The organism is Crateriforma spongiae, assembly GCF_012290005.1.
In the GTDB taxonomy this organism is placed as follows: Bacteria; Planctomycetota; Planctomycetia; order Pirellulales; family Pirellulaceae; genus Crateriforma; species Crateriforma spongiae.
In genome coordinates this window covers 33523-47419 of the sequence record NZ_JAAXMS010000014.1, presented here as the reverse complement: position 1 = coordinate 47419, position 13897 = coordinate 33523, and the positions used below count along the sequence as shown (strand labels likewise).

General features: G+C 59.1%; 13 protein-coding genes. 5 read left to right on the top strand and 8 right to left on the bottom strand.

Annotated elements, in window-relative coordinates; all coding sequences use genetic code 11:
- Nucleotides 1-686: 686 nt before the first annotated feature.
- The 3 genes from HFP54_RS24590 to HFP54_RS24580 form a co-directional block, all read right to left on the bottom strand.
- The gene (locus HFP54_RS24590) at nucleotides 687-1742 is read right to left on the bottom strand and encodes a hypothetical protein (protein ID WP_235952357.1); all 1056 of its coding nucleotides are present in this window, start codon (nucleotides 1740-1742) and stop codon (nucleotides 687-689) included.
- A 255-nt stretch (nucleotides 1743-1997) separates the two neighbouring features.
- Nucleotides 1998-3320: a DUF58 domain-containing protein gene (locus HFP54_RS24585; protein ID WP_168567207.1), complete on the bottom strand. Its 1323-nt coding sequence runs from the start codon at nucleotides 3318-3320 to the stop codon at nucleotides 1998-2000.
- Nucleotides 3321-3328: 8 nt separating this feature from the next.
- Nucleotides 3329-4405: an AAA family ATPase gene (locus tag HFP54_RS24580; protein WP_168567206.1), complete on the bottom strand. Its 1077-nt coding sequence runs from the start codon at nucleotides 4403-4405 to the stop codon at nucleotides 3329-3331.
- Nucleotides 4406-4521: 116 nt separating this feature from the next.
- On the opposite strand from HFP54_RS24580, the gene HFP54_RS24575 reads away from it, so the two are divergent.
- The 4 genes from HFP54_RS24575 to HFP54_RS24560 all read left to right on the top strand — a co-directional run bounded on the left by HFP54_RS24575 (nucleotide 4522) and on the right by HFP54_RS24560 (nucleotide 8022).
- Nucleotides 4522-4905 carry a response regulator gene (locus HFP54_RS24575; protein WP_145298306.1) on the top strand — a complete coding sequence of 128 codons (384 nt, stop codon included), beginning with the start codon at nucleotides 4522-4524 and terminating at the stop codon, nucleotides 4903-4905.
- 312 nt (nucleotides 4906-5217) lie between these two features.
- The gene (locus HFP54_RS24570; protein WP_235952355.1) at nucleotides 5218-6153 is read left to right on the top strand and encodes a polysaccharide deacetylase family protein; all 936 of its coding nucleotides are present in this window, start codon (nucleotides 5218-5220) and stop codon (nucleotides 6151-6153) included.
- A 92-nt stretch (nucleotides 6154-6245) separates the two neighbouring features.
- Entirely contained in the window at nucleotides 6246-7406 is a 1161-nt protein-coding gene (locus HFP54_RS24565) for a glycosyltransferase (RefSeq protein WP_168567212.1), read from the top strand.
- 10 nt (nucleotides 7407-7416) lie between these two features.
- Complete coding sequence (locus HFP54_RS24560) at nucleotides 7417-8022, top strand: lysophospholipid acyltransferase family protein (RefSeq protein WP_146413550.1); 606 nt, start codon at nucleotides 7417-7419, stop codon at nucleotides 8020-8022.
- A 70-nt stretch (nucleotides 8023-8092) separates the two neighbouring features.
- Here HFP54_RS24560 and HFP54_RS24555 read toward each other — a convergent pair whose 3' ends face one another.
- Nucleotides 8093-8851, bottom strand: coding sequence for a metallophosphoesterase family protein (locus HFP54_RS24555; RefSeq protein WP_146413551.1), 759 nt, complete (start codon nucleotides 8849-8851; stop codon nucleotides 8093-8095).
- A gap of 111 nt (nucleotides 8852-8962) precedes the next feature.
- On the bottom strand, nucleotides 8963-9721 hold the full coding sequence (locus HFP54_RS24550) for a metallophosphoesterase family protein (protein WP_146413552.1): 759 nt from the start codon (nucleotides 9719-9721) through the stop codon (nucleotides 8963-8965).
- A 430-nt stretch (nucleotides 9722-10151) separates the two neighbouring features.
- On the opposite strand from HFP54_RS24550, the gene tsaB reads away from it, so the two are divergent.
- A complete protein-coding gene (gene tsaB / locus HFP54_RS24545) occupies nucleotides 10152-11015 on the top strand; it encodes a tRNA (adenosine(37)-N6)-threonylcarbamoyltransferase complex dimerization subunit type 1 TsaB (protein ID WP_206036393.1) in 864 nt (287 codons plus the stop codon).
- A gap of 46 nt (nucleotides 11016-11061) precedes the next feature.
- On the opposite strand, the gene HFP54_RS24540 is transcribed toward tsaB, so the two are convergent.
- The 3 genes from HFP54_RS24540 to HFP54_RS26285 form a co-directional block, all read right to left on the bottom strand.
- The gene (locus tag HFP54_RS24540; RefSeq protein ID WP_235952351.1) at nucleotides 11062-11361 is read right to left on the bottom strand and encodes a hypothetical protein; all 300 of its coding nucleotides are present in this window, start codon (nucleotides 11359-11361) and stop codon (nucleotides 11062-11064) included.
- A 512-nt stretch (nucleotides 11362-11873) separates the two neighbouring features.
- The gene (locus tag HFP54_RS24535; protein ID WP_197137141.1) at nucleotides 11874-12527 is read right to left on the bottom strand and encodes a hypothetical protein; all 654 of its coding nucleotides are present in this window, start codon (nucleotides 12525-12527) and stop codon (nucleotides 11874-11876) included.
- Nucleotides 12524-13687: a peptidylprolyl isomerase gene (locus HFP54_RS26285; protein WP_197137143.1), complete on the bottom strand. Its 1164-nt coding sequence runs from the start codon at nucleotides 13685-13687 to the stop codon at nucleotides 12524-12526. Before HFP54_RS26285 ends, HFP54_RS24535 begins: the two co-directional genes overlap by 4 nt.
- Nucleotides 13688-13897 lie beyond the last annotated feature (210 nt).

Genomic DNA, 13897 nt, shown 5'->3' with positions numbered 1-13897 from the left:
GTCACAAGACTTTGCCGTGGATTAAGTGCCATTCGGGACGGGGGTATTTTTCGGCTTATTGATCGGACGGAGAATGATCGCGATCCTCGTGCATCTGGGCGCCGGTGGCCTTCCTGAGTAAGTGCATTCCTTCAGTCCAGTAGGTCATGCTCCGCATGATGGGGACACCCCGATCGCGGGCGCTGCTAGGCGACGTCGATTCCGTCGTGCACAGCGTGACCGACTGGTGTCTACGGTCGCGGCCGGTCGGTAGAACTTCACATCCGAAGTTTGAAGACTCCGATGACGATGGAGCGTTTGCGTTGCCAAAGTCCTGCGATGGTTCGCAAAGAAGTTCACTGTCACTTAGTTGGCGACAACCTGATCCGGGCGGTGATAATAGCGTCCGCACTGAAGTTCGGCCTTTCGCCGACGCGATTGAGCTTCGCCGGTGCAATGCAAGCACTGAAAGAGATCGCCGGGTCGCCAAGGTTCGGTGGCGGAGGTTCCCGACAGCAATGGGAGAACCTACTCGAATCCATTACCGAACTTCGTTTGGGAAACCGACCGGGGCGTCAGCACCCCAGGTAATGGAAACGTCGCGCCAAACAATACAAGCTCATGCAAAAGCTCCGTGATCCGGACCGAAACCGTTACGCCACGGTAGCTGAGGACCTAAGTCGACGTTATTTACCCCCGTCCCCTTTTTAGCGGCGGGACTTGGAGGACGGTGTGCGTGCGACGCGTTGGCCGCCGCGAGGTCGCAGGACGAACACCTTGGGATCGTCCACGATGAACGCCGTGCTCCAGTTGCGGCCGTTGTCCGCACTGCAAATATTGTAGAAGAACGTACGGAAACGCTCGGCCCGATAGTCGTAGGGGAACTGGCTGGTGATGTAATCGTCTTCGGTCAAATCATCCACGCCGGGCGACGCATAGTAATGCACCATTCCGTCGGGCGTAACACTCATCCCAAGCGTCCACCATCCGGTCGTGGTGACTTGCGGGCCACGGAAATCGGCGCCACGTCGGTTGCTGCGGATTCGCCAGTACGCATAGTCGTGCGGCTTGCCGGTTTGGCTCTTGTTTTCGAATTCCAAGAACATTCCGGGCCAGTAAATCTCGTTACCCATTTCTTCGCGTTTCATGCCGAAGAATCCGGTTTCCTTTTCGACCATGGCCGTGGTTTCCAAAGCCAAGCGGAAACCGAAGTGCGGACCACTGCGGTCTTCCCACTGGTCGACCGGCGGCAGAAAGACGCGTGTCGTCACGCTGGGAACTTCCGATACCGACAAGCGTCGCTTCAGGCGATACTGGACGTTGCAGATAAAATCGTCCTGGTGCATCTTGCCTTCCGGACGACCGGGGATGCCTGTCATCTTGGACTGCAGCAACAACGATCCCTTGCTGCCCGGCAAACCACCTTTGGGCGTGTCGACACGTTTGACGACATCGGGATGGCCGCGTTTGATGCCTTCGTACCACCGGCCATTGGTGCTTTTGCCCAACGGCTGGCGTTGATTTTCATCGATGTCTTCGGTGCTTTTCGGATTGTTCGGAACGTAGCCCCAGTTGGGGTCTTCGAAGTCATCCGCGACGCCAACGATTTCCGATCCCGTGCCCGGCAGAACCGGACGCTGAGCATTGGCGGAATTGCCAACCACGGTCATTCCCAGACCGATCGCAGCGACGATGGCGGCACGTCGGGCCGACCATTTGGCGGCGCGGCAGAAACTGTGTTGGACGCATAGAGTCAACGACATGGCGTTTGATCCGTAGGCTCGCGGGAATCTTCGGACGAATGATTCAGCGAAGAAGGCCTAGGAATCTGACCGGATCGTTCCGGCGTTTGCGTCGCGCCCGCTGTTGCCGGCGAAGCGTTCACAACCGGCGCACGGGCATCAATGCGTGAAACCCGCGCGGCGTCGGCAGTTTTGATTGTTCGAGGCCCCCCTCGGTTGAACAGGATCGGCAAACCAGGGCGTCAAAATCAAAACAATCGATCGAATCGTCAAAGATTACCGAATCGCGACGTTACGACACACATCCGCCACCGAATCGAAATCGGCCAAGTGGAACGTGGCGATCCGTGCCGCGATCATTGGACCGGCGATGGCGGAGTAGTCGTTGATGTCGTGCGTGTTGACGATAACCGCGACTTCCCATCCGCGGCGAGATAGCCCAATCAACGCCGACGCGGTGGCTTCGTCACACTGTTGCAGAATTACCAACACGGTCGTCTCGTTGGATAAACGGCCTTCGCATTCGGCCAATAATTCCGGCAAGGTCAGACCGTCGGTGGGTTCCAAACGCGCCAAGCGACGCATCACGTCTTTGAACTGAATCACACCTCGGTCCGGCTTCATGATCACCGGACGCATCCGATCGCTTTCGGCCAGCATCTGTCCCGCGCGTGTTGCCGAGTCGCGGACTCGATGATCCCCGCGCCATCCGTCGTGGCGGATCCGGTCGGCCGCATCACGTCCGTTGCTGATTAACCCGAAGGGCTCGTTCTGGTCATGCAGCATCGCGGCAATCGATGCCGCCGCGGTCACCGCCAAATCGCCACGAACCGGTTCGTGCTTGGTCGGGTTGGTTTGGCGGTGAAAGTCCAGCACCAAGGTCGCACCGGCAATCGATGACGGTTCATAGATTTTGCTGTGCAGCGTTCCCGTCCGCGCGGTCGCGGCCCAGTGGACACTGCGCATCGGATCGCCCGGCTGCCATTGCCGGATGCCGCGCAGACGTGTCGGGTCGTCCATCACGTTGTCACGCATGTGGATTTCACCGATCGGTCGACGTGACGCGATGTCGTACCCTGACAGCGGCACCACTCGCGGCAGCACAGTGATGTATTGCGGTTGGGTGCCGACGCGATAACGGCGAAACAATCCCAGAAAGTCCCCTGTTTCCAGCACCGTCGGACCGACTTGAAAATACCCGCGGCGTTTGACACGAATCGTGTAGTGCATCGATGTCGTCTTGCCGGGGGCCAACATCATGACGGCAATGCGGTCGCCGTCGACATCCAAACCAAGCTCCGAACCTCGCATCGCCCAGCGTGGCAACAAATCTTCGACCAACATCCATCCGACCGGGACCTTTGATCGATTGGTCACGGCCAATTCGATCGGCACATTGGAACCCACGGCGACTTCCAAATCGCCGCCGTGCCGAACCGCCGTCGTCGCGTGCGACCACAGACGTGCCAGGTATTGATTGATCGCCAACAACAGCCCGACGACCACGGCCGCCAACAACCACAGCGAAGCGCCGAACAGCCAGCCCAGCAAGACCAGTGCTGCGATGCCCGCCAACCAATCGATCCAGTGACCACGCATCACAGTGCCTAGGGACTTTCGATGGTGGGCACGGCGATCTGACCCAAGATGGATTCCAAGATCCCTTCGGCGGTTTGTTTACGCAGCCGGCTTTCCGGGCGAACGATCAAGCGGTGGCTGATCACCGGTGCGGTGATGCGTTTGACGTCATCGGGCATCACGAAAGCGCGTCCGCGGATCGCGGCCATCGCTTGGCTGCAACGAAACAGAGCGATGGTCGCACGGGGGCTGCCGCCCAGGGCCAAGTCGTCGTGGGAACGCGTTTGCGAAATGATCTGCATCATGTATTCTCGCAGCCGATCGTCGACGTAGACCTTACGGACCTCCGCCTGGGCTTCGACCAATTCTTCCGCCTTGGCGACCGGCTTCAACTTGTCGACCGGGTGGCCGTGCTGTAACAACGTCAGCATCCGCAGTTCTTCTTCCGCCGACGGATACCCCAGACTGAACTTCATCAGAAAGCGATCCAGCTGGGCTTCGGGCAATGGGAACGTCCCTTCGTGATCCACCGGGTTTTGTGTGGCGATGACCAAGAACGGTGGCTTCAACGCGTGCGTCGTCCCGTCGACGGTCACGGCCGATTCGGCCATCGCTTCCAGCAGCGAAGCCTGGGTCCGCGGCGTCGCGCGGTTGATCTCATCGGCCAGCAAGATCTGGGTGAACACCGGGCCGGGCCGAAATTCGAACTCGGCCGTTTTCTGGTTGAAGATCGACGTGCCCGTCACGTCGGTGGGCAACAAGTCGGGTGTGCACTGAACGCGTTTGAAACGACAGCCCACACTTCGCGCCAGCGCCCTTGCCAGCATGGTCTTGGCCACGCCGGGGACGTCTTCCAACAAGATGTGTCCGCCGCTTAGCCAAGCCACCAACGACAGAACCAATTGTTTTCGTTTGCCGACGATCGCTTGTTCGACGTTGGCAATCACGCGTTTGGACAATTCGCTGACCGCCGCGGTGCCGGGGGTCGATGCGGCGGGCGGATGCCCCGAAGCGGCGGACTTTTCGCGTCGGCCGGTCTTCGCCGCGTCGGTGACCGGTCCGGGGGACTGGGGCGGTTGGGGGGCGGACCCGGCGGGTGAATTCATGCGAGGGATTGCCTAAGGTGGTTATGGCACTGAAATTGCGGCTATTATGGTACAGTCACCGAGCCTGCCAGGGTGGCAGTGAATCGAGTGCTGGTTTGTTTGCGGTGTGATTCAAAGTGGTCCCCAACCTTTTGATCACCGACGACGACGCTGCGTTGCGTGGCGTCCTGTCGGATGCTCTGACACGCAGCGGTTTCTGCGTTCACCAAGCGGCCGATGGCCAACAGGCGCTACACGTCCTGGGCGACACGGAAATCCATTTCGCTCTGGTCGATGTGCACATGCCTCGCGTCACCGGACTGGAATTGTTGCGTCGTCTGGGTGACGTTCCGAAACGTCCGCCTTGTGCGTTGATGAGTGCCGATTGGAACGACGAAATCGAAGCCGAAGCCAGGCGGTTTGCCGCCTACAAAGTCGTTCACAAACCCGTGCGTCTGGGCCAAATCCGCGGGATCGTCGCCGACGCACTGCTGGACGTCTACGGCTGGAAACCCGCCTGATCGCTCCGCCTGGGTTGCATACGAAGGGCCGCGATCATCTTCTTCGCTCATTGGGGTTAGCGTTCCGCAGCACTGCGTTGACCGAGTAAAGCGCGACGATCGAGCCCTCATAATCGACAAAGGCCGCAAATTCTGTTTGTGCGGTCGCGGACCCCAGGCATCCCGCCGAACAAGGGCGTCTTTGTCCCCAGCGACCGTGCATTGGCAAGGTAGGAACCGGTACCGAGTTGACATTCTGTTCCCACCCGACGGCATCGCGCGTCGAAGCCTCCTGCACCGAATTCTGAACCCGAATTCCCAGCCGCTGATCCTTTGAGCCTTTTCAGACAAATCGCGATCGATGCCCGCGCCCATCTCATGGGACCGCTGCGACGACGACGCTTGAAGCGGTTGGCCCGCGACGGGGCGGCACCGCTGAATGTCCCCTTTTATCATCGCGTTGCGACCAGCCATCCGAACCCGTGGACGATCCACCCGGATCAATTCCGGCGGCACATCGACTACCTGGTCGACCACATGCAACCGGTCGACTTGGCCACCGTCCAGCACCGCGTTGACGCTGGCGTCAATCACCACCCGACATTCACGGTGACCTTTGACGACGGTTATGCGGACAACATGGACGACGCACTGCCCATGCTGGCCGAACGCCAAATCCCGACCACCTATTTCGTCACAACCGACCACATTTCAACCGGCCGTCCGTTCGCCCACGACGTCAAAGCCGGCCAACCGTTGCCGGTCAACACGGTCGGCCATGTCCGTGAAATCTGCGATGCGGGCATTGAAATCGGACTGCACACCAAACGACACGTCGACTTTGCCAAGATCAACACGACGGCTCAAGTCGATGACGAGATCATCGGCGGCAAAAAGGACTTGGAAGACATCATCGGGCGTCCGGTCCGCTACTTTGCCGTGCCATTTGGCATGCCACCACAGATCACCCGCGCTGTGGTCGACGCCGCCCATCGCGCCGGGCTGAAGGGCCTCTGCAGCGCGTTCGGTGCCTACAACTTGGTCGGTCGTGACAGCTATCACATCCGACGCTTTCATGGCGATCCCCAGTTCGGACGCTTCGTCAATTGGCTCAGCTTTGATCCACGCAAAGCTGCCGCCGAACCGATCGTCGACGTCAGCCCATCGGTTGCGGACGAACATCAATCGAACGACGCATCCGACATCACCCTTCCATTTTCCACGGCCATCGCGCCGGCTTCGCTGCCGCCGACCGCATTGCCCCAGTAAGCCATCGTTTCATGTTTCTTCGTCGACTGTTGACCCCATCGTCTCGATACCGCCCGCGGTGCAGCGGCAATCGCCATCGTCCGCTGCGGTGCCTGTTTGTCATCACCAGCATGCCGGTGGGTGGTGCCGAAACACTGTTGGTCAATCTGATGCGGCGGATGAATCCCGACGTGGTTTGTCCCGAAGTCGCGTGTTTGAAAGATCCGGGGCCATTGGGACAACAAATTGCATCGGAGTTCCCCGTTCACAGCAACCTGATCGGTGGCAAGTATGACATCGGCGTCATCCGTCGGCTGCGGCGTCTGATCATCGATCGAAACATTGATGCCGTGATCACCGTCGGCGCGGGCGACAAGATGTTTTGGGGCCGTTTGGCGGCCGCGGTCGCCGGTGTCCCGGTGATCGCGTCGGCTTTGCATTCAACCGGATGGCCCGACGGCGTCGGACGTGCGAACCGATGGCTGACGGGCATCACCGATGCCTTCATCGCGGTGGCAGACTCGCACGGAAAGTTCTTGCGAGAATTCGAACGGTTTCCCGATGAAAAGGTCCACGTGATCCGAAACGGCGTGGATTGTGAAAGATTCCGGCACGACGAATCGGCCGGTGCTTGGCTGCGGTCCGAACTGCGTCTGGACGAAACGAGTCGCTTGGTCGGGATCGTTGCGGCGCTGCGTGAGGAAAAGAACCACTGCATGTTGGTTCACGCCGCGGCACAGCTGCGCGAAAGCCACAGTGACCTGCACTGGGTCGTCGTCGGTGACGGTCCCCAACGTCCAGAAATCGAAAGCTTGGCGGATCAGTTGGGTGTTGCCGATCGCATTCACCTGATGGGCACGCGGCATGACACGCCACGGATCGTCGCGGGGCTGGATCTATTCACCCTGTGTTCGCTGAACGAAGCGTCACCGGTTTCGATCCTTGAAGCGCTGGCTTGCCAAGTCGCGGTGGTGTCCACCGACGTGGGATCGATCGGCGAAACCGTGATCGAAGGCGAAACCGGAATGCTGGTCCCCAGCGAAGACGTGGACGCTTATGCCGCTGCAATTGGTCGTTTGATCGACGACCCGGCGATGCGACAATCGATGGGCACTGCGGGACGTGAACGAGTCCTTGCGACGGGATCAGTCGATTCGATGGTGACCGGCTATCAAACGCTGATCACCGATGGCTACGACGCGGCGATTCGTCCGCAGAAGGCAACGGCCCGAAAACCGCGTGGGCTGCTTCGCGAGGTCGCGGCGTCTCGCTAGACTGCCGTCTATGACACTGACCAGCCAAGCCATTGTCATTCTGGCCAAACTGTTCAGCGGGTTCACCGTCCGCTGGGTTGATTGCCAGCCTGACACTTGCCAACGCATCTACTTTGCCAACCACACCAGCCACCTGGACGCGGTGGTGTTGTGGTCGGCGCTGCCACGCAACATCCGCGCGGTCACACGACCGGTCGCGGCCAAGGACTATTGGTCCAAAGGCTGGCTGAAGCCCCACATGGCACGCAGCTTCAATGCGCTGTTGATCGACCGAAAAAAGATCAAGGTGCACCACAGCCCGATCGACATCATGATCAAAGAGATCGGCGACATTTATTCGCTGATTGTGTTCCCCGAAGGCGGCCGATCGTCGGGCGAAGAGGTCGGTGAGTTCAAGAGCGGGCTGTATTACCTGGGCAAGAAGCGTCCGGATCTAGAATTGATGCCGGTGTACATCGACAACGTGAACCGAATTTTGCCACGCGGCGAATTCTTGCCCGTACCGCTGCTGAGCTGCATCACCGTCGGCCCGCCGATCTTCTTGGAAGCGGGAGAACCGAAAGCGGATTTCTTGGACCGGGCACGCAAAGCCGTGCTGAATCTGAAAGAGGATTAGTGCGGCGATCGCGAGGGGCTGCACGCCACCGTCGCGGTGCGAACGATGGCGACGGCGATGGCGGACGCAATTAGCGGCCGTCGCGAAGGCGATAACCCAGGAAATTGTCCAAGTCCGGTTCGGCTTCGATCAAACCGACGGTGCGTTCAACGTCATATTCGACTCGCCTGAACTCCACCGAGATCCCGTCAAAAACCACGTAGCAACCGCGTGGGTCACCATCACGAGGCTGTCCGACGCTGCCGACATTGATCATCAATCGACGCGACGGGTTGTCCGTCCCGTAGGGCGACATCAGCGCGGAACTGGCGATGAACTGCAGATCTTGCGTGAAGATGCCGGGAACGTGCGTGTGCCCTTGAAAACACAAGTGCGGAATCATCGAGAACAGCTTTTCCATCTTCTTGCTGTTCTGGGTGTCTTCGGGGAACACGTATTCGTTTGTCGGTCCACGAGGGGATCCGTGTACGAACAACACGTTGCCTTCGCGAACGGTACGCGGCAGGAAGCACAAAAACTCCATCCGTCGCCGCGCCGCTTCCGGATCCCCGTCGGATTCTTCCAATCGATCGCGAGTCCAAAAGATCGCCTGTTCCGCGGCCGCGTTGAAGCCTTCCGGGTCGAACAAGGCGCTGCTGTCGTGATTGCCCAGCACGCAAAATTCGAACTTGCTGACTTTGTCCAGACACTCACAGGGATTCGGGCCGTAACCGACCACGTCGCCCAAACAGACGATGCGATCACAATTCTGCGATTCGACGTCTTTCAGGACGGCTTCCAGCGCAGCCAGATTTCCGTGTATGTCGCTAAGGATCGCGGTGCGTGGCAACGGTTGAACCTAGTTTCGCTTTAACAAATGGAGCAGAGAGATCTGTGGGCGACGCGACGATGTGGGCGGCGACCAGCAGCCCGACACCTTCATCCATACCGCCGATGTGCTTTAACGTCCGTGTTTCAACCGATCGCCCAACGCATCGCTGAGATCCGGGGTGTTGTAAATCTTATTCGCCGTTTTATCGATGTCGTATTCGACACGACGAAACTCGATCGACTTGGCGTCTTTGTCCAAGACGACGTAACACGATTTGTTGTTGTCATCCCGCGGTTGGCCCACGCTGCCCACATTGACCAAGACTTTGGCCGGCCCAAGGGCGTAACGGTGATCGCAATCTTCGGGAGCGATAAATTCGCACTGTGTCGTGAACACGCCCGGCAAATGCGTGTGTCCCATGAAGCAATACTGTTCGACGCGTCCGAACAGGATCTCCATCTTGCGAGTGTCGAAAACGTATTCGGGGAACACGTATTCGTTGGTCGGGTCGCGCGGCGAACCGTGCACGAATTTGAATTCGCCCTCATCGACCAGCCGAGGCAGTTCGCCCAGAAAGTCCCAGCGTTTGTTGACTTGGGCCGCATTGCCGGGGCCATTGTCCAGTTGATCGCGAGTCCAATAGATCGCCTGCAATGCCATCGGGTTGAACCCGTCGGGATCAAACAGAGCGGCCTGATCATGGTTGCCCAAAATCGTCACCTTGGCGTGCCGCATCACCAAGTCCAGGCACTCGCACGGATTGGGTCCGTAGCCGATGATGTCGCCCAGACAATAAATTTCATCCACGCCGACCGTTTCGATGTCCGCCAACACCGCTTGCAGGCCCTCGAGGTTCCCGTGAATATCGCTGATCAACGCTCGCTTCACGGATGAAAACCTTGGCTGCAAATGAAACGGGATGCGGAAGAAAACGGAATGACGGCGGCAACGTTTGGGCGACTCCAAACGCTAGTTTGGAACCGTCTGCGGCGAATTATTTTGCCCCACTCGGCGTTAACGGTGTTGATTCATCGTCAAGCCGAATTGGTCCCCACCAGACGGACTGGCAGACCGTGCGATGCCCCCGGTCGTCGATCCGTCGCAGCGACGTCGAACAAACCAAAAGTGTAACGGATACCAAAATTTAACGGCAATCCCACACAGACTTGAGCATCCCCGAGTGCGACAACCCGGTTTCCGACGCCTACGATTGTCCGACGACCATAGCACCATAGTTCCGCACCATCGCCGCCGATAGAACGCGCTGCGGCAAAACGGCTGCCACGCGATCCAAACCATCTGCACGAACCAAGACGAAATGCCCCAGCGACCACCGCAGGCGGATCCCACGATGACCTTTGACGCATCCGTCCATCACCTGGCCATCGAAACGATCGGCACCACCGCCAGTCTGGCTTTACTGCGAGGCGACAAACCGATCCGCCTGGTCGACTGCAACGACGCCAATACGATGCCACCCGCACAGCCGGATGCACCGTCCCAACCAGCAACCGGCGACCCAACCGTCCCCATGCAGTCTGGCCCGGTCGTGCGACCGGCCGCGCGGCTGGCGGTGGATTTGAAAGATCTGATGGCATGGTGCCGCGAAAACGACGCGATGCCAAAATTCATATCCGTGGCCGTCGGCCCTGGATCATTCACGGGGCTGCGCGTCGGCGTCACCACGGCAAAGACACTGGCCTGGGCCTTGCAGTTGCCCGTCGTGGCCGTTCCGTCGCTGGCCGCGATCGCGGCGAATTTCTTGTCCGCTGAACCCGACGCCGCCGAAGTCCTGGTCGGTCTGAACGCCTATCGCAAGATGGTCTACGCCGGCCGGTACACTCGCGATGACCTGATCGCAAACGGATCGGAACTTCGTGACGGTTGGCCGCAACACATCACCGACCTGACCTCCGTCCTGCAACGTGACGCTTGGCACGAAACGCTTGCACAAACCGACGCTGTGACCCCGTGCATCGGCGATCGCATCGTCTTCAAGAATGCGGTTCTGAAAGATGCAGCGTCGCCAAGATACGTCACCACCACGCGACCGATTGCCGCCGGCGTCGGCATGATCGCATTCACGCTGGCATCGATGGGCTGTGTGTTGGATCCGATTCGCTTGGCGCCGAACTACTTCCGCGAAAGTGCAGCGGAAGAAAAAGCACGGGGCATCGTTTGACGCTGCGCTCGTCACCGACACATCGCGTGAACGTCACGTCGCTGACTCAGCCGGCCTTTTCCAACATGGAATCCGACAGCAGCGGTAATTCCACGGTGTCTTTGCGGATCCCGTCCGGGCCGTAATACAGGATCGACTTTCGCTTCAAGTCACAGATCGCCGTCAGCTTCACGCTACGAGGTCCGTGCAGACAGAAATAGAATCCACATCGGTTACCGCCGCGAATGACCTCTCGCATCGTCAACGGAAACTGTTGTGTCTCCAAATGCCCCAGTTCACACAGCCGGTGTTCCACCAGCATACGAAGCTTGTCGAGGTCGATCTTGGAGGGGGAGAAACCGATCATCAGCATCCGTTTCGAATAAGATTTTCAGCCGGGAAACCAACCCGCCACCATGGTGCCCCGAGGCCCCCGGCAAACGGTCCCGTATCAACGCGGCGTCACAATCCTTGCCGCCAGCAGCCTACGGTATCGGCGGGTCGGTGCCGGAAGATTAGCGTTGGAAAAAGGCTGAAGAACCACCGACGGGACTTTGACCCGACCGTGCCGATTGTGCGGTTTTGGTCCAGTGAACCAAAAAAGAGTAGGCATCAAAGTCGGCCTATTCGGTCCGCCTGGCCCAACGCAGTTTCCCGCCCCGGACCTGCCCCCCGAAGCCTGAGGGATCCTTATGGGTCGCGGATCGCAATTCCACCGCGCGTTGCACAAGGATGCCCTGTCGGTGGCTGTGGCAAATGGCCCCGAGCAATCCAAAAACACGCCATTTCGTCCGCGAGGATTTTCCGACGACTGCAAGATTTGGGTCTCACCCGACACGCCGATCATTTCGACCGACGAAAGCAACGTTTGCCGCTGCGCTAGTGAAGTAGGCCCTGGGGACGATCGGCCTTGGTGATCCGGCCATAGATGTCCGCGACCATACGTTGTTCCAACGCCGCATCGCGACCCAACGGAATCCAACCCAGTGTTTGCGGCCCATCTTGGACTTCCTCCGCGCCCGAAACCAGCGTGCCGTCATGTCGCACCCCGGCGGTCGTTTCGGTGGCATACTGAACGCGATCAGGATCTTCCAAATCTTTTTGAACGACCACTTCCAACCAGTACCCGTTGCCGCTGGGTCGCAACGTCACGATGGCACGACGTCGCACCGATTGAAACGTGCTTTGCCAGCGTTCAAATCCCGGCGTGCTGTCTTTCCGCCATGGTTCCAAGATGGAACTGCCGGTTCGGTACGCCGTTTCCACCTGTCCATCCAAAACAATTTGTCGATTGTTCTGGACCGGTTGTTCTTTGGCAATTCGAAAGTAATCGTCGACGACATCGACCACTTGCAGCCAAACGAAATCATCCGGCGAAGCGGGCAGTTCGATCGGGTTGGGCAACGGCTGGTCGGGCATCGGGTTGGTCAACCGATAGGCCAACTGGCCGCAACCGGCGAACCAACACGTCATGATGACTGGAACGATCCAAGCGGGGCGAACCATCTGTCGCACGGTTGCGATCCGGCTCACCGCAACATCCCCGTCGTCCCCGGCAGCGGCAACGCCCCCGGTGTGTCTTTGGGAAAGATCGACCAAACGGGAACACGCTGGGACAACTCTTTGATCAGTTGTTCCTGCTTTTCGGCGACAATTTTGTTTTGCAACTTCTTCTTGATGTCGTCTTGAACGTCGGCCAGCGGAGTCACACCGGCATCACGACGTTCCAAAACGCGAACGATATGCAGCCCCTCATCGTCTTCGATAATCGGGCTCATCTTGTTCAGCGGCAGTGAAAAGATCTGTTTGTCCAGAACCGACGAACGCAACGATCCCTGTGGGGTCCATTCGTGAACGCCACCATCGGCGGCAAACGGTTCCTGACTCTTCTCTCGCGCCACCGCCTGCATGCTGCCGCCATAATAGGCTTCGGTCCCCATCGCTCGAATGGCTTCGAGCGCCGCATCGCGATTGTCGAAACGATCAAACCGGACCGTCAGTTGTTCCCAACGTGCTTCGGCCGAACGCTCGTACTCGTCGCGATGCTGGTTATAGAAACGAACGATGTCGGCGATCGGGACGTTGGGGTCACGGTCCAGTTTGCTGCTGACGTACAGCTGGCCCAACATTTGGTCGATGAATTCTCGCCGCTGGGCCTTCAGCGAACTGCCCTGCTCGCCCAACTTGGCTTCCAATTCCGCCATGTCCTCGGTGCCGAATTGCTCCTTGAGCTTGGGCAACTGTTCTTCGAAAAAATACTGACGCGCTTTGGCGGCGAGCCGCTGCTGAGCTTCTTCGCGTTTGTCAGCCGCTTCGGTGCCGACTTGGTCCAGCACAAACGATTCACGCATCATCTTGAACTGAATTGCACGTGCCAATTCGCCGCGGACCAGATTCACGCGAGCGATCTTCAACTGCGGCTCGGGAATCGGCTGGCCCGTTTTTGCGGTGACCTCGCGAATCTTCGCGTCCACCTTTGGCAAGACTTCGCCGGCCAAGATGGGTGACTTTCCGACCACCGCCAACACGGCCGCCGGATCATCGGGCAACTGGATCGACGCCAATTCTCGCATTTGTTCGGGCGTCGGACCTTGGGCAGCCGCCGATGCGGCCAGCCAGCACAACAGAGTCGCTTGGCCGACGACGAACGATGCCGTCATCACGCTTCGTGCCGCAGGATTGCGTGAAAACACTGGACGTGAATCCTTCCGATGAATGGTCCAATTTTGCTGCGAAACCGCCGTCAACGCCTGGTCGCCTCGTTGTCAGCACCAGGTGACGCGATGGCGCCCGGTTCCTGACGGCAAAGGCCAGGGCTTCGGCGGGCTGATCGGCTTGTAAGCACTCGGTCCCGGCCGCCGCAAGATCGTTTTTGACCGCCCGCACCCCCAGGCGGCCGAATC

Bases quoted from the DNA above. Each gene is read 5' to 3' on its own strand.
- HFP54_RS24590 (WP_235952357.1), bottom strand. From the start codon at position 1,742: ATGTCGTTGACTCTATGCGTCCAACACAGTTTCTGCCGCGCCGCCAAA.
- HFP54_RS24585 (WP_168567207.1), bottom strand. From the start codon at position 3,320: ATGCGTGGTCACTGGATCGATTGGTTGGCGGGCATCGCAGCACTGGTC.
- HFP54_RS24580 (WP_168567206.1), bottom strand. From the start codon at position 4,405: ATGAATTCACCCGCCGGGTCCGCCCCCCAACCGCCCCAGTCCCCCGGA.
- HFP54_RS24560 (WP_146413550.1), top strand. From the start codon at position 7,417: ATGACACTGACCAGCCAAGCCATTGTCATTCTGGCCAAACTGTTCAGC.
- tsaB (WP_206036393.1), top strand. From the start codon at position 10,152: ATGCCCCAGCGACCACCGCAGGCGGATCCCACGATGACCTTTGACGCA.
- HFP54_RS24540 (WP_235952351.1), bottom strand. From the start codon at position 11,361: ATGATCGGTTTCTCCCCCTCCAAGATCGACCTCGACAAGCTTCGTATG.